The 24,199-nt window shown below is 67.0% G+C and carries 23 protein-coding genes and 1 tRNA gene; 8 read left to right on the forward strand and 16 right to left on the reverse strand.

All coding sequences use genetic code 11. The annotated features are described in order from the left end of the window. Positions 1-55 precede the first annotated feature (55 nt). The 5 genes from mshC to L1892_RS17175 form a co-directional block, all read right to left on the reverse strand. Positions 56-1,297, reverse strand: a complete 1,242-nt coding sequence (gene mshC, locus L1892_RS17155) for a cysteine--1-D-myo-inosityl 2-amino-2-deoxy-alpha-D-glucopyranoside ligase (protein ID WP_235724844.1) — start codon at positions 1,295-1,297, stop codon at positions 56-58. 69 nt (positions 1,298-1,366) lie between these two features. Then, positions 1,367-2,287: an Rv2133c family protein gene (locus L1892_RS17160; RefSeq protein WP_372475157.1), complete on the reverse strand. Its 921-nt coding sequence runs from the start codon at positions 2,285-2,287 to the stop codon at positions 1,367-1,369. A 1-nt stretch (position 2,288) separates the two neighbouring features. Next, the gene (locus tag L1892_RS17165) at positions 2,289-2,972 is read right to left on the reverse strand and encodes an Rv2134c family protein (RefSeq protein WP_235724845.1); all 684 of its coding nucleotides are present in this window, start codon (positions 2,970-2,972) and stop codon (positions 2,289-2,291) included. Between the two features lie 25 nt (positions 2,973-2,997). Then, the gene (locus L1892_RS17170) at positions 2,998-3,783 is read right to left on the reverse strand and encodes an Rv2135c family putative phosphatase (RefSeq protein WP_235724846.1); all 786 of its coding nucleotides are present in this window, start codon (positions 3,781-3,783) and stop codon (positions 2,998-3,000) included. 43 nt (positions 3,784-3,826) lie between these two features. Further along, a complete protein-coding gene (locus L1892_RS17175) occupies positions 3,827-4,669 on the reverse strand; it encodes an undecaprenyl-diphosphate phosphatase (RefSeq protein ID WP_235724847.1) in 843 nt (280 codons plus the stop codon). 138 nt (positions 4,670-4,807) lie between these two features. On the opposite strand from L1892_RS17175, the gene L1892_RS17180 reads away from it, so the two are divergent. The 3 genes from L1892_RS17180 to L1892_RS17190 are packed head-to-tail and all read left to right on the forward strand — an operon-like array spanning position 4,808 to position 7,289. Further along, the gene (locus tag L1892_RS17180; RefSeq protein WP_372475158.1) at positions 4,808-5,878 is read left to right on the forward strand and encodes a YncE family protein; all 1,071 of its coding nucleotides are present in this window, start codon (positions 4,808-4,810) and stop codon (positions 5,876-5,878) included. A gap of 2 nt (positions 5,879-5,880) precedes the next feature. Continuing rightward, positions 5,881-6,189 carry a DUF5703 family protein gene (locus tag L1892_RS17185; protein ID WP_235724850.1) on the forward strand — a complete coding sequence of 103 codons (309 nt, stop codon included), beginning with the start codon at positions 5,881-5,883 and terminating at the stop codon, positions 6,187-6,189. Further along, on the forward strand, positions 6,183-7,289 hold the full coding sequence (locus L1892_RS17190) for a quinone-dependent dihydroorotate dehydrogenase (protein ID WP_235724851.1): 1,107 nt from the start codon (positions 6,183-6,185) through the stop codon (positions 7,287-7,289). The genes L1892_RS17185 and L1892_RS17190 overlap by 7 nt, the downstream gene beginning before the upstream one ends. 63 nt (positions 7,290-7,352) lie before the next feature. Here L1892_RS17190 and L1892_RS17195 read toward each other — a convergent pair whose 3' ends face one another. Continuing rightward, a complete protein-coding gene (locus L1892_RS17195) occupies positions 7,353-7,895 on the reverse strand; it encodes a YbhB/YbcL family Raf kinase inhibitor-like protein (RefSeq protein WP_235724852.1) in 543 nt (180 codons plus the stop codon). A gap of 37 nt (positions 7,896-7,932) precedes the next feature. Then, positions 7,933-9,279: a M20/M25/M40 family metallo-hydrolase gene (locus L1892_RS17200; RefSeq protein ID WP_235724853.1), complete on the reverse strand. Its 1,347-nt coding sequence runs from the start codon at positions 9,277-9,279 to the stop codon at positions 7,933-7,935. A 68-nt stretch (positions 9,280-9,347) separates the two neighbouring features. Here L1892_RS17200 and L1892_RS17205 point away from each other — a divergent pair. Continuing rightward, positions 9,348-9,436 (forward strand) — tRNA-Leu (locus L1892_RS17205). Between the two features lie 54 nt (positions 9,437-9,490). On the opposite strand, the gene L1892_RS17210 is transcribed toward L1892_RS17205, so the two are convergent. Then, the gene (locus L1892_RS17210; protein WP_235724855.1) at positions 9,491-10,450 is read right to left on the reverse strand and encodes a mechanosensitive ion channel family protein; all 960 of its coding nucleotides are present in this window, start codon (positions 10,448-10,450) and stop codon (positions 9,491-9,493) included. Between the two features lie 173 nt (positions 10,451-10,623). On the opposite strand from L1892_RS17210, the gene L1892_RS17215 reads away from it, so the two are divergent. Next, on the forward strand, positions 10,624-11,685 hold the full coding sequence (locus tag L1892_RS17215) for a nucleoside hydrolase (protein ID WP_268900424.1): 1,062 nt from the start codon (positions 10,624-10,626) through the stop codon (positions 11,683-11,685). Between the two features lie 27 nt (positions 11,686-11,712). After that, the gene (locus tag L1892_RS17220; protein ID WP_235724857.1) at positions 11,713-12,663 is read left to right on the forward strand and encodes an LLM class F420-dependent oxidoreductase; all 951 of its coding nucleotides are present in this window, start codon (positions 11,713-11,715) and stop codon (positions 12,661-12,663) included. Between the two features lie 36 nt (positions 12,664-12,699). Here L1892_RS17220 and meaB read toward each other — a convergent pair whose 3' ends face one another. From meaB to L1892_RS17235, 3 genes are read right to left on the reverse strand one after another with little or no spacing between them, the layout of a single operon-like run. Next, positions 12,700-13,725 (reverse strand): methylmalonyl Co-A mutase-associated GTPase MeaB, encoded by a 1,026-nt coding sequence (gene meaB, locus L1892_RS17225; RefSeq protein WP_235724858.1) that lies wholly within the window; start codon positions 13,723-13,725, stop codon positions 12,700-12,702. Continuing rightward, a complete protein-coding gene (gene scpA, locus L1892_RS17230) occupies positions 13,722-16,001 on the reverse strand; it encodes a methylmalonyl-CoA mutase (RefSeq protein WP_235724860.1) in 2,280 nt (759 codons plus the stop codon). The genes meaB and scpA overlap by 4 nt, the downstream gene beginning before the upstream one ends. Further along, positions 15,998-17,914: a methylmalonyl-CoA mutase family protein gene (locus L1892_RS17235; RefSeq protein ID WP_235724862.1), complete on the reverse strand. Its 1,917-nt coding sequence runs from the start codon at positions 17,912-17,914 to the stop codon at positions 15,998-16,000. Before L1892_RS17235 ends, scpA begins: the two co-directional genes overlap by 4 nt. Before the next feature lie 125 nt (positions 17,915-18,039). On the opposite strand from L1892_RS17235, the gene L1892_RS17240 reads away from it, so the two are divergent. After that, a complete protein-coding gene (locus tag L1892_RS17240; RefSeq protein ID WP_235724863.1) occupies positions 18,040-18,765 on the forward strand; it encodes a TVP38/TMEM64 family protein in 726 nt (241 codons plus the stop codon). A 75-nt stretch (positions 18,766-18,840) separates the two neighbouring features. On the opposite strand, the gene L1892_RS17245 is transcribed toward L1892_RS17240, so the two are convergent. The 3 genes from L1892_RS17245 to L1892_RS17255 are packed head-to-tail and all read right to left on the reverse strand — an operon-like array spanning position 18,841 to position 21,386. Then, entirely contained in the window at positions 18,841-20,046 is a 1,206-nt protein-coding gene (locus L1892_RS17245) for an SPFH domain-containing protein (protein WP_235724865.1), read from the reverse strand. A 25-nt stretch (positions 20,047-20,071) separates the two neighbouring features. Beyond that, positions 20,072-20,500 (reverse strand): NfeD family protein, encoded by a 429-nt coding sequence (locus L1892_RS17250; protein ID WP_235724866.1) that lies wholly within the window; start codon positions 20,498-20,500, stop codon positions 20,072-20,074. Between the two features lie 55 nt (positions 20,501-20,555). After that, a complete protein-coding gene (locus L1892_RS17255; protein ID WP_235724867.1) occupies positions 20,556-21,386 on the reverse strand; it encodes a DUF3097 domain-containing protein in 831 nt (276 codons plus the stop codon). A 90-nt stretch (positions 21,387-21,476) separates the two neighbouring features. Here L1892_RS17255 and L1892_RS17260 point away from each other — a divergent pair, with 90 nt between their 5' ends. After that, entirely contained in the window at positions 21,477-22,277 is an 801-nt protein-coding gene (locus tag L1892_RS17260; RefSeq protein ID WP_235724868.1) for an Rv1486c family protein, read from the forward strand. On the opposite strand, the gene L1892_RS17265 is transcribed toward L1892_RS17260, so the two are convergent. Both L1892_RS17265 and inhA read right to left on the reverse strand, forming a co-directional pair. Further along, positions 22,240-23,364 carry a ferrochelatase gene (locus tag L1892_RS17265; protein WP_235724869.1) on the reverse strand — a complete coding sequence of 375 codons (1,125 nt, stop codon included), beginning with the start codon at positions 23,362-23,364 and terminating at the stop codon, positions 22,240-22,242. The two genes, L1892_RS17260 and L1892_RS17265, sit on opposite strands and share 38 nt — an antisense overlap. Further along, positions 23,361-24,197, reverse strand: coding sequence for an NADH-dependent enoyl-ACP reductase InhA (gene inhA, locus L1892_RS17270; protein ID WP_235724870.1), 837 nt, complete (start codon positions 24,195-24,197; stop codon positions 23,361-23,363). The genes L1892_RS17265 and inhA overlap by 4 nt, the downstream gene beginning before the upstream one ends. Between the last annotated feature and the right edge of the window lie 2 nt (positions 24,198-24,199).

The raw sequence follows: 24,199 nt of genomic DNA on the forward strand, positions 1-24,199 counted from the left end.
GTGAATCCGAGTCGCCTTTCGACCCGAATCAGCGGCACAATGCGCGGCCGGTCGCCTACGTGAGGTCGACGCCGAGGAGTGCGTCGACGGCCCGCGCCATGTCCGCCGGCGCCTGGGCCGAGCTGCCGAGACCGAGGTCGACATCGCTGCACCAGGCATCGATCGCGGCCAGCGCTTTCGGGGTGTCAAGGTCGTCGGCCAGATGCTGACGCACGCGGGCGATGGTCGACGCGGCATCGGGACCGTTCGGAGCGGTCACCGCCGCCCGCCAGCGACGCAGGCGCTCGCGGGCCGCATCCAGAACGCCGTCGGTCCACATCCGATCGCCACGATAGTGCTCCGACAACAACGCCAGCCGCACCGCGGCCGGATCCACCCCGTCACGGCGTAGGTGCGAGACGAACACCAGATTGCCGCGACTCTTCGACATCTTCTCGCCGTCGAGGCCGACCATCCCGGTGTGGACGTAGTGCCGGGCAAACCGCCGGGAATCGGTCAGGGCCTCACCGTGCGCGGCCGAGAACTCATGATGCGGGAAAATCAGATCGTTGCCACCGCCCTGAATGTCGAACTCGACACCGAGCCGGTTCAACGCGATGGCCGAGCACTCGATGTGCCAGCCTGGTCGCCCCGGGCCATGCGGCGAATCCCACGACGGTTCACCGGGACGCGCCGCGCGCCACAGCAACGCGTCGAGCGGATCGCGCTTTCCGGCTCGGTCGGGATCTCCACCACGCTCGGCGAAAAAGCGGTCCATCGTGGCGCGGTCATATCCGGACTCGTATCCGAACTGCTCGGTGGCATCGACCCGGAAGTACACGTCGGGGTACTCGGCGTCGTCGACGACATACGCCGCGCCGGAGGCGAGCAGTTTGTCAACCACCTCGATCACCTCATCGACGGATTCCACGGCCCCGATGTAGTCACGCGGCGGCAAGACCCGAAGGGCGGACATGTCCTCACGGAACAACTGGGTCTCCCGCGCCCCGAGGTCACGCCAATCGACACCGTCCCGGTCGGCTCGCTCGAACAGCGGGTCGTCGACGTCGGTGACGTTCTGCACATAGTGCACGTCGTGGCCCAGATCGCGCAACACCCGGTTCACCACGTCGAAGGTCACGTAGGTGGCGGCGTGGCCCAGGTGGGTCGCGTCATACGGGGTGATCCCGCACACGTACATGGTCGCGGTGGCGCCGGGGCTGACCGGGCGGACTTGTGCATCGGAGGTGTCATGAAGACGAAGTGCCGGCCCGGTACCCGGGATCACCGGCAGGGCGGGGTCAGGCCAAGACTGCATGGGTCCACTGTATTGGCCCGCCGATTCCGACCGTGAGCCCGGCCTGATCAGCCAGGTGAACAGGACCGTTCAGAACGGCGGCCAGGGAATGGGTCGGTGTCCCGGTGGGTGCGGCATCGTGCCGCGGGTCGCGAGCTCTGTCACTCGCTCGGCCAGCGCGATGATCTCGATCTCGGTGATGTGTTCACCCAGCTCTGTGGTCACCGGGTGATCAGACGTGGCCAGGTGATCGGCGAGGCCGGCGAGGTCGGCGACCAGGTGCCCGGGAATGGTCTCGCCGGCCCATCCCCACAGGACCGTGCGCAGTTTGTCGTCGGAATGCAGACAGATCCCGTGGTCCACCCCGTACACACCGCCGTCGAGTCCCTCCAGAACGTGCCCGCCCTTGCGGTCGGCGTTGTTGAGGATGACGTCGAGGACCGCCATCCGCTGCAATCGTGGGTCGTCGGCGTGCACCAGCACCACCGGTTCGCCCATCCCGTCCAGCGCCCGCACGATCGGCCGATATCCGACCGGCACCGTATCGGCCGGGCACAGATCCACGAGGTCGACCTTGGGAGTGGGCAACTCCTGCGCCGGATCGTGTCGGGTGCCGGGATCGGAGTTGTCTGCGGTGAGCACCCAGCGCTGCACCATCCCCCGGCCCAGCGGGCCGTCGCGATACACGGTGGTCGGGATGACCTGCCAGCCGAGCGCGTCGGAGATCAAGAAGGACGCCACCTCCCGGCCGGCGAGCGTGCCGTCCGGAAAATCCCACAACGGCACCTCGCCACGTTCCGGCTTGTAGACACAGCGCACCTCGGCGCCGTCGAGGACGGCATCGCACACCAGGGTTGCATTGCTCGCGGTGGGGATGCGTCCCAGAATGACCAGCTCGCCGTCGCGCAACGGGTCTGCAGTGGGGATGGTGGGCGCATCGCCGCGCGGCGTTGAAGTCGAGCGCGCCTCCGCCTGGCCACCGCCCGCATCTGTCGGTTCGCCGACGGTCACATCAGTCCTGGTTGTCCGAGCCGGGGTCGGCCTCGTCGTCCGGATCGGTCTCCAGGTAGTCCGTGTCATCCTGCATCGCCAGGTTCCGGAACACGTCGGGGTCGACGAAGTCCAGCGACTTGGACAGCTCCGCACCTCGCTTGTATCCGTTGGTGCGCACACAGAGATGCCCGTCCGGATCCAGTGGCTCATGACAGAGTGGGCACGGCTGACGCCCCGCCGAAATGACCCTCGAGGACCGAGCAGCGAACTCCCGGGCTGCGTCGGTGGTCAGGAACACACGGACCGCGTCGGGCCCCTCATCGGTGTCGTCCAGAACGACACTCTCGTCGAATTCGCCCTCGGTGATCGCGAGCAACTCCACCACGACGGCTTCGGACTCGGCATCCCATCCGAGTCCCATGGTGCCCACCCGGAACTCGGCGTCGACCGGCATCACCAGCGGGCTCAGGTCACCGACGCGCTCGATCTCCGGCGGCACCGGTGTCCCGAATCGTCGGTGGATCTCCTCGAGCAACGCACCGATACGGTCCGCCAGGATCGCGACCTGTTGCTTCTCCAGCAACACACTGATGATCCGGCTCTCGTGTACGGCCTGGAGGTAGAACGTCCGGTCCCCCGGCTGACCGACGGTGCCGGCGACGAATCGATCCGGACTGCGGAACACGTGAATCGCGCGTGACATCACACCTCCTTGACTGTCTGGTCCATTATCCGCGCGCCAGCGAGGTCTCGTCAGCGTGGGCGTCGCGGTGGTGGCCGTCGACGCCGGTGGCGCCACCCACCACCGCGTCTTCGGCCGCCGCAGCCTCCCCCGTGTGATGCTCCGGTGAGTCCACGGGTCGTTTCGGTGGGGCGGGCACCGACAGTACGGCGGTGGAGTTGACCGTGTGCACATAGGGCCGGGTGGAGCCGTAACGGATGACGCTGATCGATGCGGGTTCGACGACGACGCGCTGGAATGCATCGAGATGTGTCCCCATGGCGTCGGCGATGATCGACTTGATCACGTCTCCGTGCGAGCATGCGATCCACACACCGCTGCCGTCGTCTCCACCGTAGCGACGGTCGAGGTCACGGATGGCGGCGACAGCACGCGACTGCACCGCCGCGAGGCCCTCGCCGTCGGGGAAGACCGCCGCCGACGGTTGCTGCTGCACGGTCTTCCAGAGGGGTTCGGTGACGAGGTCCTTGAGCGGCCGGTTGGTCCACGCCCCGTAGTCGATCTCGGCGAGATCGGGAACCACCACCTCGGGGACGTCACGCCCGAGTTCGGTCTGCAAGGTCGCGAGCAGCGGAGCCACAGTTTGCGCACAGCGCTCCAGCGGCGACCGGGCGACGGCCGCGATCTCGCCGATACAGACGCCGAGACGATCGACCAGAGCCTGTGCTTGGTCGCGGCCCTTGTCGTCGAGACCCACCCCGGGCGTCCGGCCGGCGAGCACCCCCGAAGTGTTGGCGGTCGAACGTCCGTGTCGCACCAGAATCACGGTCATGTCTCAACCATAGGCGTCACCGGCGACCGGTATCGGTCGTGCCTCAGGTCGCGCTGATCACGCCCGCCGACAGCAGACCCATCACGGTGAGTCCGAGGATCACCCGATAGGCGCCGAACCAGTTCATCGAGTGCGAGCTGACAAACCGCAGCAGCCAGGCGATCGATGCGTAGCCGATCACGAACGCGACCAGTGTCGCGACAAGCAGTTGTGGACCGGTCGCTTCCATACCTTCGCCGCTGGGGTCGAAGGCGTCCGGCAGGCTGAACAGTCCGGACGCGGTGACCGCTGGGATGGCGAGCAAGAACGAAAAGCGGAAAGCAGCCTCGCGTTCCAGGCCGAGGAACAGACCGGCGCTCGCGGTGGCGCCCGAGCGCGACACACCCGGGATCAGCGCGAGACACTGGGCCAGACCCATCACCAGGCCGTCTCGCAGGGTGAGTTGCTGCATGGAACGCTGCTTGGTGCCGTAGCGCTCGGCGAGCCAGATCACGCCGGCGAACACGATCAACACCGTGGCGACGAGCCACAGGTTTCGGCCCACGGTGCGGATCTGGTCCTTCAACAGGAAGCCGAGCACACCGATGGGGATCGTCGCGAAGATCACGTACCACCCGATCCGGTAATCCAGTCCGCGCTCGGCGCGATCGGTGAGCCCACGGAACCAGGCCGCCACGATGCGGATGATGTCGCGCGCGAAGTACACAAGAACCGCGGCCTCGGTGCCCAACTGGCTGACCGCGGTGAACGATGCCCCGGCGTCGTCACCGAACATCAACTCGGAGGCGATCCGTAGGTGTCCCGACGACGAGATCGGCAAGAACTCGGTGACGCCCTGCAGCGCGCCGAGCACGATCGCCTGGGCCCAGGTCATGGTGTCGCTCACGGCCGCAGATGCTACGGGAAACCGTGGCCCACACCGTGCCGCCGCACGACCCGAACCCTGGCATCACCGGCGGATCCGGCGCGGTCTGGTCGCCGACCCCGATCATCGGTCCGAGCGGGCCTCCCGCAAGATGGTGGCATGCGTCTGCCGAGATCCACGACCGTGCCCAGACCATCTCCGCAGGTGCAGCGGTCTCGCCTGCGTCTCGGAGCGCTGTGCGTGATCGCGGCGACCGTATTACTGACCGGGTGTGGTTCCGGCGACGACTCGTCGACACCCGATGTGCCCACTGTCACACCGGCGAGCGCGTCGCCCGCCCCGGCCGGCGCGGCGGCCTCCCCCGCCGGCACCGTGGTGGCCACCCCGGTCGGAAGTCGCGGTCTCGCCCTGTCCGGTGACCTCGTCGCAGTCCTCGACCCCGCGGGCACCACAGTGCTGCGCTTGCGGGCGAACGACCCCACCGCGGCCCCGCAGCCTGTCCAGACCCCGGCTCTGGCCAGGCTCATCGGCTCCGGCGACGGCGCCTTTCTCGGGGTGGGTCCCGGGGTCGTCGTCGAAGTGGCCGGCGACGGCACGGTCACGACCACCGAGGTCGACACGAACGACCCGACCGCGCTGGCCCGCACCGCGAACGGCGACGTGCTGGTCGGCACCGCCGACGGGCGTGTGTTGGTACTCGACACCGACCTGTCGCCGGTGCGCGAGATCGACGGATTCGTGCGGGTCGACGACATCACGGTGGCCCCGGACAGCGCCGACCTGTCCAGCGAACAGGTCGTCGTCCTCGACCGCGCACAATCGTCGGTGACCCCCATCAACCTCACCGACGGCGATCTCGGGCCTGCCCTGCGCGCCGGCAACGGTGCGACCAACTCGACTGTCGATCACTTCGGTCGGGTGCTGGTGGCCAACACCCGCGACGGTGAGATCATCGGGTTCTTCGGATCCCCGCTGGTCATGCGATTCCGCTATCCGGTCCCGGGCGGGCCCTACGCCGTAGACTACGACGACGAACGCAACCTGATGTGGGTGTCGACGACGGCGAACAACGAGGTGGTGGCCTATGACCTGTCCGGTGGGGAGCCCGCAGAGATGCGACGGCTCCAGGCGGTCGCCCAACCGGACACCATCGCCGTCGACGACGCCACTGGCACCGTCTACGTGCTTTCGCAGCGAGGTGGTCTCCAGATCATCGGAAACGGTGAGTGACGATGTCGCGTGAGGCCAGGTTCGGTTCGCGCCACCCCCAGGGTTGGGAGGTGTCCACCGACGAGCACGAATGCGTGTTGCTCACCCTGCCGCCGGATGTGACCCGGGTGACCGCATCGATGCGCTTGTCGATCGAGGCCGAGTTCGGGGGGTGGGAACTCAAACGCGTTCGCCGATACTCCGACGGGACTCGTAAGGTGCTCCTGCGGCGGCGCAAACCCCCGCGGGCGCGCGGTGACGGCGAGCCAAACGGCCGACAGCGAACGGTTGGCGTCCCCGGTTACCCCGACTCGGACGCAACCGCATGCTGAGCCGGGTCAACCGCGTCCTGTATCCGGTGGTGCTGCGGGCGATGTTCCTGCTGTCACCGGAGCGCATCCACACGATCGCGGCCCGCATCATCGGGATCACCGGGCGCACTCCGGGACTCCGCGACCTCACGGCCAAGGTGTTCGCCACGCACGATCCGGTTCTGCGTCAGCGCGTTTTCGGCGTCGACTTCCCCGCCCCGCTCGGTCTCGCGGCCGGCTTCGACAAGTCGGCATCAGCGGTGAACGCCTGGGGCCAACTGGGATTCGGCTATGCCGAGATCGGCACCATCACCGGTCGACCTCAGCCCGGAAACCCGACGCCCCGATTGTTTCGTCTACCTGCCGACCGCGCGCTGATCAACCGAATGGGCTTCAACAACCCTGGCGCCACGGTTGCGGCCGCACACCTGGCCGGCCCGCGGCCGGGTCCGATCGCCGTGCCAATCGGGGCCAACATCGGCAAGACCAAGGTCGTCCCGGTTGCGGACGCCGTCGACGATTACCGCTTCAGCGCTCGCGCTTTGGGACCACTGGCCGACTTCGTGGTGGTCAACGTGAGCTCTCCCAACACGCCGGGACTGCGTGACCTGCAGGCCGTCGATTCGCTGCGACCGATCCTGCAGGCCGTCCTCGAGGAGGTCACGGTGCCGGTGCTGGTCAAGATCGCCCCCGACCTCGCCGACGAGGACATCGATCAGGTAGCCGATCTGGCCGTTGAACTCGGGCTGTCGGGGATCGTGGCCACCAACACCACGATCTCCCGCGGCGGGCTGACCTCGCCGGCCGACGAGGTCGCCGCGCTGGGCGCCGGCGGGTTGTCCGGGGCGCCGCTGGCCGACCGTTCCCTGGCTGTCCTGCGTCGTCTGTACGCGCGCACGGGCACCGAGGTCGTGCTGATCAGTGTGGGTGGCATCGAGACCGCCGATCAGGCATGGGAGCGTATCTGCGCGGGCGCGAGCCTGCTGCAGGGTTACACCGGATTCATCTATGGCGGACCGTTGTGGGCCAAAGAGATCCACGAGGGGATCGCCCGACGTGTACGCGCCGGTGGCTTCGCATCCTTGGCCGACGCGGTCGGCAGCGACGCCAGCAACTCCTGACCCCGATCTTGTAGTACGGACCGGACAGAAGACGCCGGTCCGTACTACGAAAACGACGGGGTGTCAGACGTTTTCCGAGGGCTGTTCGTAGGTACCGACCAGCGTGGCCCGGGCGATCGCGTGCGAGAACAGGTTGAACCCGAGATAGGCGGGTGTGGCGGCCTCGGGAAGTCCCAGCGACTCGACGTCGACCGCGTGCACGACCACGTAATAGCGGTGCGGTCCGTGACCGGGAGGCGGTGCAGCACCGACGAAACGCTTCATCGCCGCGTCGTTGGCCAAGGTGACAGCACCCTGCGGCAATCCGCTTGCGTCCTCATCGCCGGCACCCTCGTCCAGCGAGGTCACCGAGACCGGGATGTCGGCGACCGCCCAGTGCCAGAACCCGGAGGCTGTAGGTGCGTCGGGATCGTACACAGTGACGGCGAAACTCTTGGTGCCGGAAGGAAACCCAGACCAACTCAGCTGCGGCGACAAGTCTTCGCCACCGGCCCCCATCAGGCCACTGACCTGCTTGTTCGGCAAGGGTTGGCCGTCGGTGAAGCTCTGCGACGTCAGTGTGAAACCGGGGAGATTCGGAAGGGAATCGTACGGGTTGGACGACATGGATCACCTTTCTCACGTGAGCGCGGGACGCGCCTGGTCAACTGTGCATCAAGAAGTGTTCGAAGACTCTGGTTCCGAAAACGACCGCATCGACCGGTACCCGCTCGTCGACGCCGTGAAACAGCGCGGCGAAGTCGAGTTCGGGCGGAAGTTGCAGTGGGGCGAAACCGAAGCAGCGGATACCCAGCTTGGCGAATGCCTTCGCATCGGTGCCCCCGGAGAGCATGTAGGGCACCGTTCTGCCCTGGGGATCGTGGGCCAGGATCGCATCGTTCATGGCATCGACGAGGTGGCCGTCGAAGGTCGTCTCGTACGAGTCGAGATGAGTTACCCATTCGCGCGTGACGTTGGGCCCGATCAGCTCGTCGATCTCCTTCTCGAAGGCGGCCTGGCGTCCGGGCAGCACCCGACAGTCGACAACGGCCTCCGCCTTCTGGGGGATCACATTCGCCTTGTAGCCGGCCTTGAGCATCGTCGGGTTCGCAGTGTCCCGCAGGGTTGCGCCGATGATGCGGGCGATGTTGCCGATCTTGAACAACGTGGTGTCCAGGTCAGGGGCGTCCGGCCGCAGGTCGAGGCCGGTCTCCTCACCCACCGCCGCGAGGAACTCGCTGACCGATTCGGTCATGACGAGCGGGAAGGTGTGTCGGCCGATCCGTGCCACTGCCTCGGCGATCTCGGTCACCGCGTTGTCGTCGTGCAGGAACGATCCGTGGCCGGCTTTCGCGCTCGCCGTCAGCCGCATCCAGGACAGACCCTTCTCGGCCGTCTCCACGAGGTAGAGCCTGCGCTGCTCGCCGTCGGGCCGGTCGACGGTCAACGAGAAGCCGCCGACCTCACCGACCGCCTCGGTGATGCCCTCGAAGAGATCGGGACGGTTGTCGACGAGCCAGTGGGCACCCCACGTGCCACCGGCCTCCTCGTCGGCGGTGAACAGGAAGACGAGTTCGCGTGGCGGCACCGTCCCGTCTCGCTTGAACTGTCGGGCCAATGCCAGGGCCATCCCGACCATGTCCTTCATGTCGACGGCGCCGCGACCCCAGATGTAGCCGTCGGAAACCGATCCGGAAAACGGATGCACGCTCCAGTCGGACGGCTCGGCGGGCACCACGTCGAGATGCCCGTGAATCAGAAGAGCGCCGCGCTCGGCGTCCGGCGGGCCGGCCAATCGCGCGAACACGTTGCCGCGTCCCGGACGCCCCGACTCAACATACTGAGTCGTGTAGCCGACCTCTTCGAGTTGTTGCGCGACCCACTTGGCGCACTCTTCCTCACCCCTGGTGGTGTCCGGCTCGCCGGTGTTGGTGGTGTCGAATCGGATGAGTTGACTGACGATGTCGACCACTTCGTCGACTGCGCGGGCACCCGCACGCTGGGAAGTCACACCCCACTCCTACGGGATTTGGGATAGACGGGCAACCTCGGTTAAGGTTGTCCCCGCTGCGAACGCAGGTCCGAGTGGCGGAATGGCAGACGCGCTAGCTTGAGGTGCTAGTGCCCTATTAACGGGCGTGGGGGTTCAAGTCCCCCCTCGGACACCACTAAGAGAACCCCGGTCATCGACCGGGGTTCTCCTGTTCGTCAGGGCGGGCATGTCACGGTGTGCCGTTTCCGTTTCCGAGTAGACCGGCGAGGCGCCCCTTCGGGTACGGCAGCTCGATGCCGTGTTCCTCGTAGGCGCGCAGGATGTCCTTGCGGATGCGCCGCTGCAGCGCCCACTGCGAGTTCGCCTTGGTCTTGAGCGTCATCCGCAGGGTCACCATGTCCGGCGACACCTCCTGCACGCCAAGCATCTCCGGCTGCCCGAGGACGTCGTCGGCGACCTCCGGCGCGGTGACAGACGCGGTGGCGGCCTCGAGCGCCACCTGCTGTGCGAGGTCGATGTCGGCCGACAACGAGACCGGAACCTCAATGCGTGCCACCGCATACTCCTGACTCATGTTGCCAACGCGCAGGATCTCGCCATTACGTACGTACCAGAGCGTGCCGTCGATGTCGCGCAGCGTGGTGATCCGCAGACCGACTGTCTCCACCTCGCCGATCGCCTCTCCGAGGTCGACGATGTCACCGACGCCGTACTGATCCTCCAACAGCATGAACACTCCGGAGACGAAATCTCGGACGAGGTTCTGCGCGCCGAAGCCGATCGCCAACCCGACGACCCCGGCGGATGCGATGAACGGTGCGATGTTGACGCCGAGCACACTGAGGATCGACAGCACCACCCACACGAGCAGGATGATGGACACGGTCGACTTGAGTACCGACCCGATGGTCTGAGCACGCTGCGCACGGCGTTCGGCGGCCGCTGCGCCTCCGCGGACGCCGGCGGGAGTCCGATCACGCAGGTGCCGGATCAGGGGCGGTCTGCGCGACTCCACGGAGGTGTCCGGCGCCGCGGGCTTGGGCCGCCGCGTCATCCGGTCGATGACCCGGTGCAACAGGTAGCGCACGATCAGCGCCACCACCACGTACGCGACGATCCGGATCGGGTTCTCGATCAGCCACTCGCGATTAGTCTCCGTCCATTCGAAAGCGATGAGTTGAGGCGTCATGGCACCGACCGTACGGATGACACGCCGCATGTCCACCACCGACGACGCGCGCACCGCCGTGATCTCGTCGTGACCGGACCAGATGAGGCGAATCTCACGATGTCGGCCCTTCGGCGCGCGCCAGCGAAGGTGGACGACTACTCGCCACAGGCGACAATGGTCACGTGATCCGCATGTTCCTCGACTGTGACACCGGCATCGACGATTCGGTGGCGCTGCTCTATCTGTTGGCACGACGCGACGCCGACGTGGTCGGGATAGCTTCAACCGCCGGAAACGTACCCGTCGATGTGGTGACGGCCAACAATCTCGCGTGGCTCGAGTTGTGCGGCCGGACCGATGTGCCGGTCCATGTGGGTTCGCCGGTACCGCTGGTGGCCGAACTCATGACGACCGAGGACACCCACGGGCCGTTGGGCGTCGGCTACGCCGAACTCCCGGTGGCCACCGCCGGCCCGAGTACCACCGATGCCGCCGATGCGTGGATCGAGGCTGCGGCGACACACCCGGGAGAGCTTATCGGCGTGGTGACCGGACCGCTGACGTCGTTGGCGACCGCGATCCGTCGTGACCCGGCGCTGCCTGGCCGCCTCGCCCGGTTGGTGATCATGGGCGGCGCGTTCCACGTGCACGGCAACACGACGCCGACATCGGAATGGAACATCGCGGTCGACCCGGAGGCGGCCGCCGAGGTGTTCGCGGCGTGTGGTTCGGAGGGTGTCGGCGCCCCGATCGTGTGCCCTCTGGATCTGACGGAGTCGGTGGCGCTCACCCCCGATCATCTCGTCCGACTGGCCGCGGCGGCCGGCAGCGAGCCGGTGGAATGTCCCGATCCCACCGACGAACCAGGATTGCGATCCGTTGCCGACAATGAGGTGATCCGTCACCTGGTCGACGCCCTGCGCTTCTATCTCGAGTTCCACCACGCCCACGACGAGGGCTACCTCGCCCACCTGCACGACCCGTTCGCGGTGATGGTGGCGCTGGCTCCCGACATCGTGGAGACGGTACCGGCGCGGGTCGACGTCGAGTTGGTCGGAAGGCTCACCCGGGGAATGACCGTCGCCGACGAACGCTCCATGACCGGTGAGCCCAATGCCCGTATCGCCACGTCGACCGACGTCGAGGCCGTGCTCGACGACCTGATCGAGACGATCGGCGGTTTCGCCAAATCGGTTGCCCAATCAGGCAATCCGGGCATCGTGACCGGAGGGGGCATCGATCCGGTGCACTGAGGTCGGGTGCGGGCGTAGCGTCGAGGTGTGACCAGACTCGGCTATCAGATCCCCAATTTCACCTATCCCGGCGTTGCGCCCGACCAGCTGTTCGGCACTGTCGTCGCCCAGGCGGTCGACGCCGAGAACTCGGGCTTCGACACCGTTCTGGTGATGGACCACTTCTACCAGTTGCCCATCCTGGGCGAACCCGACGAGCCGATGTTCGAGTGCTACACGTTGCTGTCGGCGCTCGCTCAGCACACCTCGACGGTTCGTCTGTCGTCGCTGGTGACCGGGAACACCTACCGTAATCCCGCCTTGCTCGCAAAGACGGTCACCGCACTGGACATCGTGTCGGGTGGCCGCGGCCAGCTCGGCATCGGTGCCGGCTGGTTCGAACTCGAACATGATTCCCTCGGTTTCGAGTTCGGCAGCTTCTCCGATCGGTTCGAGAAGCTCGAGGAGTCCTTGCAGATCGTGCTGGGCATGTTCGACGGCGCTCGGCCGAGTCTCGACGGCAAGTGGTATCGCGCGCACGAGGCCGTCAATGTGCCTGCACCGCTGTCAAAGATCCCGGTCATGATCGGCGGCGGCGGTGAGCGTAAGACGTTGCGGTTGGTCGCCCAGTACGCCGACGAGTCGAACCTGATCTGCGCCGTAGAGGACATCGGTCGCAAACTCGAGGCGTTGGCCGGGCACTGTGCACGCCTCGGCCGCGACCGGTCGGAGATCAGCGTCAGCCTCCAGACCTCGGCATGCATCGCACCCACCCACGACGAGGCCGTCGCGGAGTACGAGGCATATCTGGCCCGCAATCCGGCTGCCGAGGTGCGCCGCGGATCCGCCGTCGTCGGCGATCCGGATGAGGTCGGCGCCCGCTACGCCGAGTTGCTGGCCACCGGCGTGGACGGTTTCACCGTCAACGCTCCGGCCAACGGCCACGTGCCCGGGCGGGTGTCACTTCTCGGCCAGACCCTCGCGCCACTCATCAGCTGACACCGCCCCCGCCGGCCGGGCGCTACATTCCGGTGGTCACTCGTCACGCTGATCGAACGCGTCGACGATCTGTTGGGCTGCCAGCGCCGGCGTCAGATCGCCCGTGCGCACCTGCTGCTCGACGTCGCGCCGGATCGCGCGCACCTGCGGGCTGTCGGCCAGGCGCGTCAGCACGAAATCGTTCACCATCGCCCAGGTCCAGTCGATCTGCTGCTGATTTCGGCGGGCCGCGAACTCGCCTGCGTCCGAGAGGGTCTGGTTGTGTTCGCACACCGCGTCCCAGTACTCGGCGACGCCGGTCTGCTCGAGCGCACTCATCGTCAGCACGGGCGGAACCCACAGCGCGTCGTGCGGATAGATGAGTTTCAGCGCGTTCGTCAACTCTCGCGCAGCACCCTTGGCCTCGTTCAGGTGTTTGCCGTCGGCTTTGTTCACCACCACGACGTCGGCGAGTTCCAGCACGCCTTTCTTGATGCCCTGCAACGAATCCCCGGTACGCGCCAGCGTGAGGAAGGTGAAGGTGTCCACCATGTTGGCGACCGTCACCTCCGACTGTCCCACCCCGACGGTCTCGACGAGCACCACGTCGAATCCGGCGGCCTCGACCAGCACGATCGTCTCGCGTGTGGCCTTCGCGACGCCGCCCAGTGTGCCGGAGGTGGGCGATGGGCGGATGTAGGCGTTCGGGTTCGTCGAGAGTCGACCCATTCGGGTCTTGTCGCCCAGGATCGATCCGCCGGTCCGCGTCGACGACGGATCGACCGCCAGCACCGCGACCTTGTGGCCCTGGTCGATCAGATGCATGCCCAGGGCCTCGATCGTCGTCGACTTGCCCACCCCGGGCACCCCGGTGATCCCGACCCGGAACGACCGGCCCGACCGTGGTGTCAGCCGCAACAGCAATTCCTGAGCGGCCGCTCGATGATCGGCGCGTGTGGACTCGACGAGTGTGATGGCACGCGCGAGGTCGGCGCGCCGATCGTCGAGCACGCCCTTCTCGAGCGCGTCGACGTCGATACGCCGTCGCGCGGCCGCCGTCGCGCCGTTGGGGTCGGAGGTCACTCGGCGGCGACCCCGGCCAGTTCGTGTCCCAGACCGGCGGCGAGCTTGGTGACCAGTTCCACCGCCGAGTCGGCGATCACAGTGCCCGGCGGGAAGATCGCCGACGCACCTGCCGCGTAGAGCTCGTCGAAGTCACCGGGCGGAATGACGCCGCCCACCACGATCATGATGTCGGGCCGGCCGACGTCGGCGAGTGCCTGTTTGAGCGCCGGCACCAGGGTCAGGTGACCGGCTGCGAGAGAAGAAACGCCCACCACGTGCACGTCGTTGTCGGCCGCCTGCGCGGCAACCTCCTCGGGGGTGGCGAACAGCGGGCCCACGTCGACGTCGAAGCCGAGGTCGGCGAACGCGGTGGCGATCACCTTCTGACCGCGATCGTGACCATCCTGTCCCATCTTGGCGACCAGCACACGAGGCCGACGTCCCTCGGCGTCGGCGAACTGCCGGACGACCTCGGTCGCCGCGTCGACGCTCTTCACCTCGCCCGCCTCATGTCGATACACCCCGCTGATGGTCTTGATCTCTGCCTGATGGCGACCATAGACCTTTTCCATCGCCTCGGAGATCTCACCGACGGTCGCCTGGTGGCGAGCGGCCTCGATGGCCAGGGCCATCAAGTTGTTCTCCAGCCCACCCTCGTCGGACGCCGCCGCGCGGGTGAGATCGGCCAGGGCGGCCTGCACAGCGGTCTCGTCACGCTCGGCACGCAGCCGCTGCAGCTTCTCCAGCTGTTCGGCACGCACCTTCGAGTTCTCGACCTTGAGGACCTCGATCTCCTCGTCGTCGGCGACCTGGTATTTGTTTACGCCGACGAGCGGCTGACGTCCGGAGTCGATACGAGCCTGGGTGCGGGCAGCCGCCTCCTCGATGCGCAACTTCGGCAGCCCCTCGTTGATGGCCTGCGTCATCCCGCCGGTCTCCTCGACCTCACGAATGTGCGCGCGCGCCTTCTGCGCCAGCTGGTGCGTCAACCACTCGACGTAGTTCGAGCCGGCCCACGGGTCGATCGAACGGGTGGTCCCGGATTCCTGCTGCAACAGCAACTGGGTGTTGCGCGCGATGCGGGCCGAGAAGTCGGTGGGCAGCGCGATGGCCTCGTCGAGCGCGTTGGTGTGCAACGACTGGGTGTGCCCCTGTGTCGCCGCCATCGCCTCGACGCACGTGCGCGCGACGTTGTTGAACACGTCCTGCGCGGTCAGCGACCAACCGGAGGTCTGTGAATGTGTACGCAGCGACAGCGATTTCGGATTCTTCGGAGAGAACTCGGCGACCAGCTCGCTCCACAGCAGTCGCGCGGCACGCAGTTTGGCGACCTCCATGAAGAAGTTCATGCCGATACCCCAGAAGAACGACAGCCGCGGCGCGAACTTGTCGATGTCGAGCCCGGCTTCCAGTCCGGCGCGGATGTACTCGACACCGTCGGCGAGGGTGTACGCCAACTCCAGATCGGCGGTCGCACCTGCCTCCTGGATGTGGTAGCCGGAGATGGAGATCGAGTTGAACTTCGGCATCTTCTGGCTGGTGTACTCGAAGATGTTCGAGATGATCCGCATCGACGGCTTCGGCGGATAGATATAGGTGTTGCGGACCATGAACTCTTTGAGGATGTCGTTCTGAATGGTCCCGGCGAGCTTCTCCGGCGGCACCCCCTGTTCCTCTGCTGCAACGACATACAGCGCGAGGATCGGCAACACCGCACCGTTCATCGTCATCGACACCGAGACCGAACCCAGGTCGATGCCGTCGAAGAGTTGACGCATGTCGAGGATCGAGTCGATGGCCACGCCGGCCATGCCCACGTCGCCGGCGACCCGAGGATGATCCGAGTCGTAGCCGCGGTGGGTGGCCAGGTCGAAGGCCACCGACAGGCCCTTCTGGCCGGCCGCCAGGTTGCGGCGGTAAAACGCGTTGGACTCCGCGGCGGTGGAGAACCCGGCGTACTGGCGGATGGTCCACGGCTGGTTGACGTACATCGTCGGGTACGGGCCGCGGATGAACGGCGCCTCACCTGGGACAGAGTCCAACGGGTAGGGATGCTCGTCGTCGGCGGTCACCGAATCGCGATCGGACCGGGTGTAGATCGGTGCGACATCGATCTGTTCCGGAGTGCTCCAGGTGATCTCGTCGACGGACTGACCCTGCGCCTGCGCCAGACGCTCCAAGGCGGGTCCCCGCGACAGATCGCCACCGGGGGTGGTCGAGTTGAGGTCGACCCCGGCGAAACTCGGTACGGCACCGAAATCCTCGGCGGCGCGGGTTGGTTCGGTCTGGGTCATGATGTCGCTCCCGCCGATGCGTTGGTCAGCTGATCGAGAAGTCCGCGGAGGGTGGCGACGGCATCGATACCGATGCGCAGTGACCCGTCTGGCCGTTGATCATCCGGCCACTCCTTCTCCGGCCCGGCCATCAGGACCGAGGACAGGTCGGTTGCCCGCGCAGCGGCCAGAGCGGCCGCGCCGTCGTCGGCGTAGCGTTGCTTGCTCGCGCACAGCACCGCGATCGAGGCCTGGTGCTCGCGGACCAGTTCGCCGATTTCGTCCGCGCTGACGGGTCCCGGATTGATCGCCGAGATCCCGCCGGCTGCCAGCAGATTGGCGACGAAGGTCGTCCGCGCATTGTGTTCGGCCACCGACCCGAGGGGCAGCATCAGCACCGACGGACGCGCACCGGTAGCGGCCAGGACGCCGTCGGATCGATCCCGCAACTCCTCGAAGACCCGTCCGACCCGTGCGAGCCGTGGCGTGCCCAGCGGTAGGTCTGCGGTGTCCGCGGTCGGCGCACCCAGTGGTTTCTCGTCGAGGTTCGGGAACTCGTTGACGCCGGTCACCGCGATGGTGCGGTGGGCGACCGACTCGTCACGGCGCGCCAAGGAGGCGCCGACGCGATCGCCGATCCACCCTGACTCGAGAACCCGACGGTAGCCGCCGGCGGCCTCGATCTCACCGAATACCGTCCATGCATTGGCGGCCATCTCGTCGGTGAGGGTCTCGACGAACCAGGAGCCGCCGGCCGGATCGAGCACGCGGCCGATGTTGGACTCCTCCAGCAGCAACAGTTGGGTGTTGCGAGCGATCCGGCGCGAGAAGGTGGCACTGGACGTGCGGTGTTCGGCCGGAATCGCGGCGTCGAAGCCGAGGACGGTGACCTGGTCTGCGCCACCGATTCCGGCTCCGAAGGCCGCGATCGTGGTGCGCAGCATGTTCACCCACGGATCACGCTGAGTCTGCATCGACAGATCCGTGACGGCGTGGGTCGCGGCCGCGCCGGCATCGGGGGCACCGACGACCTCGGCAACGCGCGACCAGATCCTGCGCAGGGCACGGAACTTGGCAATGGTGGCGAACTGGTCGTCACCCGCTGACACGGCGAAGGTGATCTGATTCAGGGCGTCCGCCGCCGACATCCCCGCTGCGGTCAGGTCACGCAGGTGGGTGACCGCAGCGGCGACGATCAGTGCGAGTTCCAATCCGTGGTCGGCGCCCGCGGTCGCGAAATCGGTGCCGTCCACCCGGAAGGTACGGACGCCCGCGATCGCTTCGGCAGCGATGGCGGTGGCTTCATCGACGTCCGCATCGGGTCGGCCGGAGAATGCTGCGGTGAGCGGGGAGAAACCGAATGAAGTGATGGTGGCGACGGTGGGCGTCGGCGCCTCGGGTGCGGCCGAGGCTCGTTGTTGCTGCTCGAGGAGCGCGCGGGCAGCGGCGATGCCGTCGGCTCCGGCGTCCACGGTCACCGGAATGAGGTCGAGGTAGACCCCGTCGAGCACGGCATCGAGATCGGTGACGGTCAGCGCACCACCGATACGCAGCCAGAGACCGCTGGTGCCGTTCTCCAGAGCTTCGAGTATCTGCCGATTCACTTCACCCGGCGGGGTGTCGTCATCACCGAACCGCTCGGTGACGCGCCATCCGAGGGTCACGTCGCGGTCGGGGTCCGCACCGCGGACGAACGGAAACCCACCCGGCAGGCCGGACTCAGCGGTCTCGTCCTTGCGCGTATAGAGCGGACGGATACGCAATCCGTCGATGGTTTCGGTCGACAGAAGCTCCTCGGCCGTGGCGGGCAACTCCTCGACGGTCGTCCGTCGAGACTTCGCCACGACCGCGGCTGCAGCCTGTGACCAGGACTGATAGACCTCATCGAGCGACCGGTCGGGCCGGTCGGATGTCGACGCAGTGGTCTGCGACATGGGGCTTGGCACCTCCGTGATGCTCGGGTCGAGCGCGTACCCGACTTTAGCCGAACGCTCGCTCGGCCCACACGGGTGGGCTGTTGTGACAAGGCACACTGCCCCTGCGCAGCTAGAGTGTTGCGGTGCCATCCGAGCCTGCCACCGCCGCCCACCGGCGCCCGTCCGACGACGCGGCGTCCGGCTCGACGACGCGTCGCCGCATCGATCGGCGGGTGGTGCGCCCCGCGCTCACCCTGACCGCAGTGGTAGCGCTGGTGCTGGTGGGTTCCTACCTGATCCCGATCCCGTCGATCGCCGCAGTCCGGACCTGGGGCGAAGGTCTCGGCCCCGCCTTCGTCTGGGCCTTCTTCGGCGCCTACGCCGCCATCACCGTCTTTCCGATCCCCCGGTCCCCGTTCACCGTCATGTCGGGGATCTTGTTCGGCCCGGTCGTCGGGATCACCGGCGCGATGATCGCCTCGACCGTGTCGGCGATGGTGTCGTTCTGGTTGGTGCGCAGAATCGGCCGCGAGCGGGTACGGCCCTATCTGACCAAGCCGGTGGTGCGCTCGGTGGAATACCGGCTACGCAGGCGGGGCTGGTTGGCCGTGGGGTCACTGCGCCTGATCGCCGCCTGCCCGTTCTCCGTGGCCAACTATTGTTCGGCGTTGTCGTCGGTCCGCGCAATTCCCTACCTGTTGGCCACCGTCGTCGGCATGGCTCCCGGGACCGTTGCGGTGGTTCTGCTCGGCGATGCGATGGCCGGGCAACGCAATCCGTTGCTGCTCGTGCTCAGCGCGTGTTTCTTCGCGGTCGGCATCACCGGACTGATCCTCGATGCGCGGCTGCCGGTGTCGGCCCCTTCGTGACACTCGGCTGGCGCCTCGTTCCTCAGGGAGCAATGTGAGGACACGCTCCACGGGGAGCAATGTAAAGCCACGTTCTCAGCGGCTGGTGGGGCTCTCATCACCGGCGTCGGACAGATCCTCTGCCGGACTCGCGCCCCGCTGCCGCTCGGCTTCGAAGGACAGAGCACGGGTGGCCCGTGCGGTGACCTCGGGCGCCACCGGTTTGCGTGCCACTGCCTCTGCTTCGGCGACCGCCTGGGCCACCTTCGGATCCGACGCGAGCGAGAACCAGTCTTCGGTCTCGGATTCGTCGATCGCCGACGGCTCGTCGGCAGTCGGCTCGTAGCGGAACACACCGTCGTCGCCTTGTGCTCCGAACGATTTGGCGAAGCCCTGGAGCGCCGAGCCGAAGTCCGACGGCACCACCCACACCTTGCTGCCCTCGCCCTTCGCCATCTCGGGCAACTGCTGCAGGTACTGGTAGGCCAACAATTCGGGCGTGGGTTTGGCGGCCTTGACCGCCGCAAAAGTCTTCTCGATCGCCTTGGCCTCACCCTGCGCCTTGAGGTACGACGCGGCTCGTTCGCCCTGCGCGCGCAAGATCGTCGACTGCCGATCGGCTTCGGCGCCGAGGATCGCGGCTTGCTTGGCGCCCTCGGCCGCGAGGATCTGACTCTGCTTGTTGCCCTCGGCGGTCTTGATGGCCGACTCACGCTGTCCCTCCGCCGAGAGAATGGTCGCGCGCTTCTCCCGGTCGGCCTTCATCTGCTTCTCCATCGATTCCTGGATCGACGGCGGCGGCATGATGCTCTTCAACTCGACACGGGCCACACGCAATCCCCAGCGTCCGGTGGCCTCGTCGAGCACACCGCGCAGTTGGCCGTTGATGGAGTCGCGGGAGGTGAGGGTTTCCTCGAGCGTCATACCGCCGACGACATTGCGCAGCGTGGTGATGGTCAATTGCTCCACACCTGCGATGTAGTCGTCGATCTCGTAGACCGCCGACCGCGGATTGGTCACCTGGAAGTAGACGACGGTGTCGATGGACAGCGTGAGGTTGTCCTCGGTGATCACCGGTTGCGGGGGAAACGACACGACGCGTTCGCGGATGTCCACTCGGGCGCGGATGCGGTCGATGAAGGGCAGCAGCAGGGTCAGCTGACCCGAGACGGTACGGGTGTAGCGACCGAGTCGTTCGATGACCGCGGCCTCGGCCTGCGGGATGAGGGCCACCGACTTCGCGAGCACCACCACCACGAGCAGTACCAGCACGGCGACCACGATCAGTCCGATGTACTCCATGAGCTACGTCAACCCTTCCATCCGGTCAGCCTTTCCATACGACCGCGGTTGCACCGTCGATCTGCACCACGGTGACCTCGATACCCGGTTCGATGACCTCACCGGGATCGAGGGTCCGCGCCGACCACACGTCACCGCCGATCTTGACCCGGCCGTCGTGTTCGTCCACCCGTTCGGTGACAACCGCGTGCCGCCCCTCGAGGGCTTCGGTGTTGGTGAGCACCGAGGGCCGATTGAGCATGTGCCGCCGGGCAACCGGGCGAACCACGCCGAGCAACAGCACCGAGGTGACCGCGAACACGACACCGTCCACCCAGATCGGTGTGTCCAGCGCGAAGCTCACACCCGCCGTCGCCAATGCACCCCCACCGAGCATGAGCAGGACCAGATCGCCGACGAACATCTCGGCGATCACGAGGAGCATCGCGGCCACCAACCACAGCAGTGCGGTCATGTCTCCAGTGTGCCAGAGACCACAGGCGGCGCGTTTCGCCCGAATCGGGCAGCGGTCACTGATCCCCGTCGGCGGCGGTGACGAAGTCGATGAGCTCTTCGACTGAGCGCAGAAGTTCGACCTCCAGGTCGCGATAGTCGTTGACACCGGCCAGTACCCGACGCCACCCGTCCTGCGGAGTACCCCACCTCAACTGGCTGCAGATGCCTGTCTTCCAGTCGATTCCGCGCGGGATCTGCGGCCAGGCTTCGATGCGGACCGACGCCGGCTTCACCGCCTCCCACACGTCGATGAACGGATGCCCACACACCAACACGTGCTCGCCGACGGCACCGGTCAACCGCATCTCCTTGGATCCCGCGACCAGGTGATCGACGAGCACGCCCGCACGGCGATGCGGTGCCGGCCCGAACTCGGCGAGCACTCCGGCGAGATTGTCGAGACCGTCGAGACTCTCCACGACGACACCCTCGGCGCGCAGGTCGTCGCCCCAGACCCGCTCGAGCAGCGTCGCGTCGTGCACCCCCTCGACGAATATCCGACTGGCCCGTGCCGTCCTGGCCCGGGTGCGTGGCGCCGACCGTGACCCCGACGCGGTGGTAGACGAGACCTGCGGTCCCCGGGTACGCGGGCGCACCAGGGTCACCGGCCGACCGTCGATCAGGAATGCGGCGGGATGCATGAGGAACACCCGGGTGATGCCATGGCGGTCCTCCAACCGCACGAGATCACCGGAGTAACTCTTCTCCAGGCCGACGACAGCACCACAGAATCCGGTCGCCGCGTCCTCGACGACCAGATCGCGCTCGGCGGCGACCTCCGGTGCACGAGGTTTGGCGCGGCGCGGGTTCGCCAGCACATCACGTCCGTATCGGTCTTCGCTCACGATGAGCCACCGTAGAACCCCGCGCCGCCGATTCGGCGCGGGCACGCCGAGTCGGCTGCCATCCAGTGACTCACCTATCGTGGAGAAGCCATGACCAGTACTGACCTCATCACCTCCGGACCACCCGCGTGGCCCGGCTGTGCGCTGGGAACGTGGGCCGCGGCGTGGTTGGCGGGTCGCTGCGCGCCCGACGACGTGACCGACACCCTCAGCGAGTTCGCCGACCGGCACGATGTCGTCCGCACCGCCGACACCAACGGGCCCGACGAACACGCCCGTCTCGGACTCCTCGCCCTGCTCCGTGGCGGCCAGGGACTGTCGGTGCGGCTGCCGACGGCCGGTGATCCGCAAGGCCTGCCGCCGGGTCCGGCCACCGCCGCGGCGCTGATCGCCGGGGAGATTCTGTTGGTGGAGGAACAATCCGACGGCACCACCCTTGGTCTGGTACCGACCTTGGTCGGCGAGACGTGTCGATGGTCGGCGCACCGGTACGACCGCCCGGTGGCCGCCGCCGCGTCGGACTCGTTGGGCCAGATCGAATACGACCTGCGAGAGGCTGTCCGGGAGACCGCCGACATCGTGGGCACGCTGGGCAGCAGCGGAATCCGGATGAATCCGTCCGCACTGCGCTCGGCTTTGGCCATGCTCACTGCGCGCCACCAGATCACGCTGCCACCCCACGACGACGCGCGGGCCGGTAGGGTGATCGACTCGGCGGCGCGTGTGGAGGCAATCGTCACCCTCGCCGGCGCGCAGGCACCGACATTCGGGATGACCGCGGGACACGTCGAACTCGCCGACGCCCGCCTACGCCGACTCGGTGCGCTGGCGCGGTCCGCCCGTGCGACGGCGGTCAATCAGGTGATCGCCGAGTATCGCCGGCCGAAGTAGGCTCCACTGCGCCAGGCGCGGCGGACGGTCGTGACACCGGCACGCAGCACTCGGAGCGGCATGTTCGGCCGTTGTCGGCACACCCCAGCGCCGTCAAATCCCCACCGCCGTCGGCGTAGTCGGCCACCAGATCGGCGATCATCTCGATGAAGCGCGGGTCGGTGCCGACAGTGTCGGCACGGACGTAATCCAAGCCCATCTCCCGCGCCTTCTCGGCAGCCTCGTTGTCGAGATCCCAGACCACCTCCAGGTGATCCGAGACGAAACCCACCGGCTGCACGACAACCTGCCGAACACCTTGGGCCCGGAGACTTTCCAGGTGGTCGCAGATATCCGGTTCGAGCCAGGGTACCTGCGGTGGCCCCGAACGCGACTGCCATACCTGATCGAATTCACGGTAGCCGGCTCGGGTGGCCACCGCGCGTGCGGCGGCCGCGACCTGACGCGAGTACAGCCCTCCCCCGTCCGCGGCCGGGCCGGCCGCGCGGTCCGCGGACAACGGAATCGAGTGCGCTGTGAACACCAGTCGCGGTGCGACGTCGACGGCCGGCAGCTCTCCACGTGCTCGTCCGATCGCGTCTGCAGCGGCCGCGATCATCGCCTCGGCATCCCAGTATTGCGGGATCTTGCGCAGCAGGATCGGGTCGTCGTCGATACTCGCGGGCACGCGCTGCCCGAGGGCGGCGAGCGCACGCGCGATGTCCTCGTGATACTGACGGCACCCGGAGTACCCGGCCCATGCCGACGTGGGGAAGACCAGCACCCGGCGATGACCGTCGCGATAGATCTTCTCGACGGTGTCCTCGGCCAACGGATGCCAATTGCGATTGCCGAAGTACACGGGCAGGCCAATGCCGCGTGCGGTAAACACCGCGCGCAGGGCGTCGATCATCTCGAGATTGAGCCGATTGATCGGCGACACCCCACCGAAGTGCAGGTAGTGTTCGGCCACCGCCTCGAGACGTTCGGGCGGCACGCCCCGGCCCCGGGTGACGTTCTCCAGGAACGGCATCACGTCCTCGGGTCCGTTCGGTCCCCCGAAACTGAGGAACAGGACGGCGTCGAAAGCCTCTCCGGAATCGCTCACTGTGCCGAAAAGTTCTCCGGGAACCAGGTGTTGTGGCTGGCGCCGCCGTCGACGTAGACGATCGAGCCAGTGGTGGCCGGTAGCCAGTCCGACAGCAGCGCGCACACGGACTTCGCGACCACGGTCGGATCCTCGACGTCCCAGCCGATCGGCGAGGCACCGTCCCAGTAGGTGTTGAGCATGTTGAGCTGTTTCGCATCGTCGGTGGCAGTGCCCGCGATGGCCTTAGCCGCCAACGTCTTGATCGGCCCGGCCGCAACGAGATTCGATCGGATCCGCTTGGCGGTGCCCACTTCCCGGGCAACATAGCGGTTCACCGATTCCAGTGCGGCCTTGGCCACGCCCATCCAGTTGTAATACGGCAGGGCGGTGCGTGGATCGAAGTCCATACCGACGATGGAGCCACCCTCGTTCATCACCGGTAGCACGGCGCGGGCCAGCGAGGCGTAGCTCCACGCGGAGATCTCGAATGCCTTGGCGGCGTCAGGTCCCGGACCCTCCAGGAACGGCTTGGCATCCGGCCCCATCAGCGTGCGGGGAGCGAACGCGATGGAGTGCATCACGCCGTCCACACCTTCGGGGGCATGTTCACCGATGCGGTCGGCGAGCGCGGCCAGGTCGTCCTCGCTGGTGATGTCGAGGCCGATGGCCGGCGGCACCTCCTGCGGCAGGCGCTTGGCGATCCGGTCGATCAACCGCAACCGCTCGGGAATACCGGTGATGATGACCTTCGCACCCTGCTCCTGAGCCATCGCGGCAGCGTGGAAGGCGATCGAGGCATCGGTGATGATGCCGGTGATGAGGACGGTCTTGCCGTCGAGAATTCCGGTCACGG

Source organism: Gordonia tangerina (assembly GCF_021556435.1).
GTDB lineage: Bacteria > Actinomycetota > Actinomycetes > Mycobacteriales > Mycobacteriaceae > Gordonia > Gordonia tangerina.

Excerpts from the sequence above, each read along its gene's own strand:
- mshC (WP_235724844.1), bottom strand. The coding sequence starts at position 1,297 with ATGCAGTCTTGGCCTGACCCCGCCCTGCCGGTGATCCCGGGTACCGGG.
- L1892_RS17165 (WP_235724845.1), bottom strand. The coding sequence starts at position 2,972 with ATGTCACGCGCGATTCACGTGTTCCGCAGTCCGGATCGATTCGTCGCC.
- L1892_RS17170 (WP_235724846.1), bottom strand. The coding sequence starts at position 3,783 with ATGACCGTGATTCTGGTGCGACACGGACGTTCGACCGCCAACACTTCG.
- L1892_RS17180 (WP_372475158.1), top strand. The coding sequence starts at position 4,808 with ATGCGTCTGCCGAGATCCACGACCGTGCCCAGACCATCTCCGCAGGTG.
- L1892_RS17185 (WP_235724850.1), top strand. The coding sequence starts at position 5,881 with ATGTCGCGTGAGGCCAGGTTCGGTTCGCGCCACCCCCAGGGTTGGGAG.
- L1892_RS17190 (WP_235724851.1), top strand. The coding sequence starts at position 6,183 with ATGCTGAGCCGGGTCAACCGCGTCCTGTATCCGGTGGTGCTGCGGGCG.
- L1892_RS17195 (WP_235724852.1), bottom strand. The coding sequence starts at position 7,895 with ATGTCGTCCAACCCGTACGATTCCCTTCCGAATCTCCCCGGTTTCACA.
- L1892_RS17210 (WP_235724855.1), bottom strand. The coding sequence starts at position 10,450 with ATGACGCCTCAACTCATCGCTTTCGAATGGACGGAGACTAATCGCGAG.
- L1892_RS17215 (WP_268900424.1), top strand. The coding sequence starts at position 10,624 with ATGTTCCTCGACTGTGACACCGGCATCGACGATTCGGTGGCGCTGCTC.
- scpA (WP_235724860.1), bottom strand. The coding sequence starts at position 16,001 with ATGACCCAGACCGAACCAACCCGCGCCGCCGAGGATTTCGGTGCCGTA.
- L1892_RS17235 (WP_235724862.1), bottom strand. The coding sequence starts at position 17,914 with ATGTCGCAGACCACTGCGTCGACATCCGACCGGCCCGACCGGTCGCTC.
- L1892_RS17245 (WP_235724865.1), bottom strand. The coding sequence starts at position 20,046 with ATGGAGTACATCGGACTGATCGTGGTCGCCGTGCTGGTACTGCTCGTG.
- L1892_RS17250 (WP_235724866.1), bottom strand. The coding sequence starts at position 20,500 with ATGACCGCACTGCTGTGGTTGGTGGCCGCGATGCTCCTCGTGATCGCC.
- L1892_RS17260 (WP_235724868.1), top strand. The coding sequence starts at position 21,477 with ATGACCAGTACTGACCTCATCACCTCCGGACCACCCGCGTGGCCCGGC.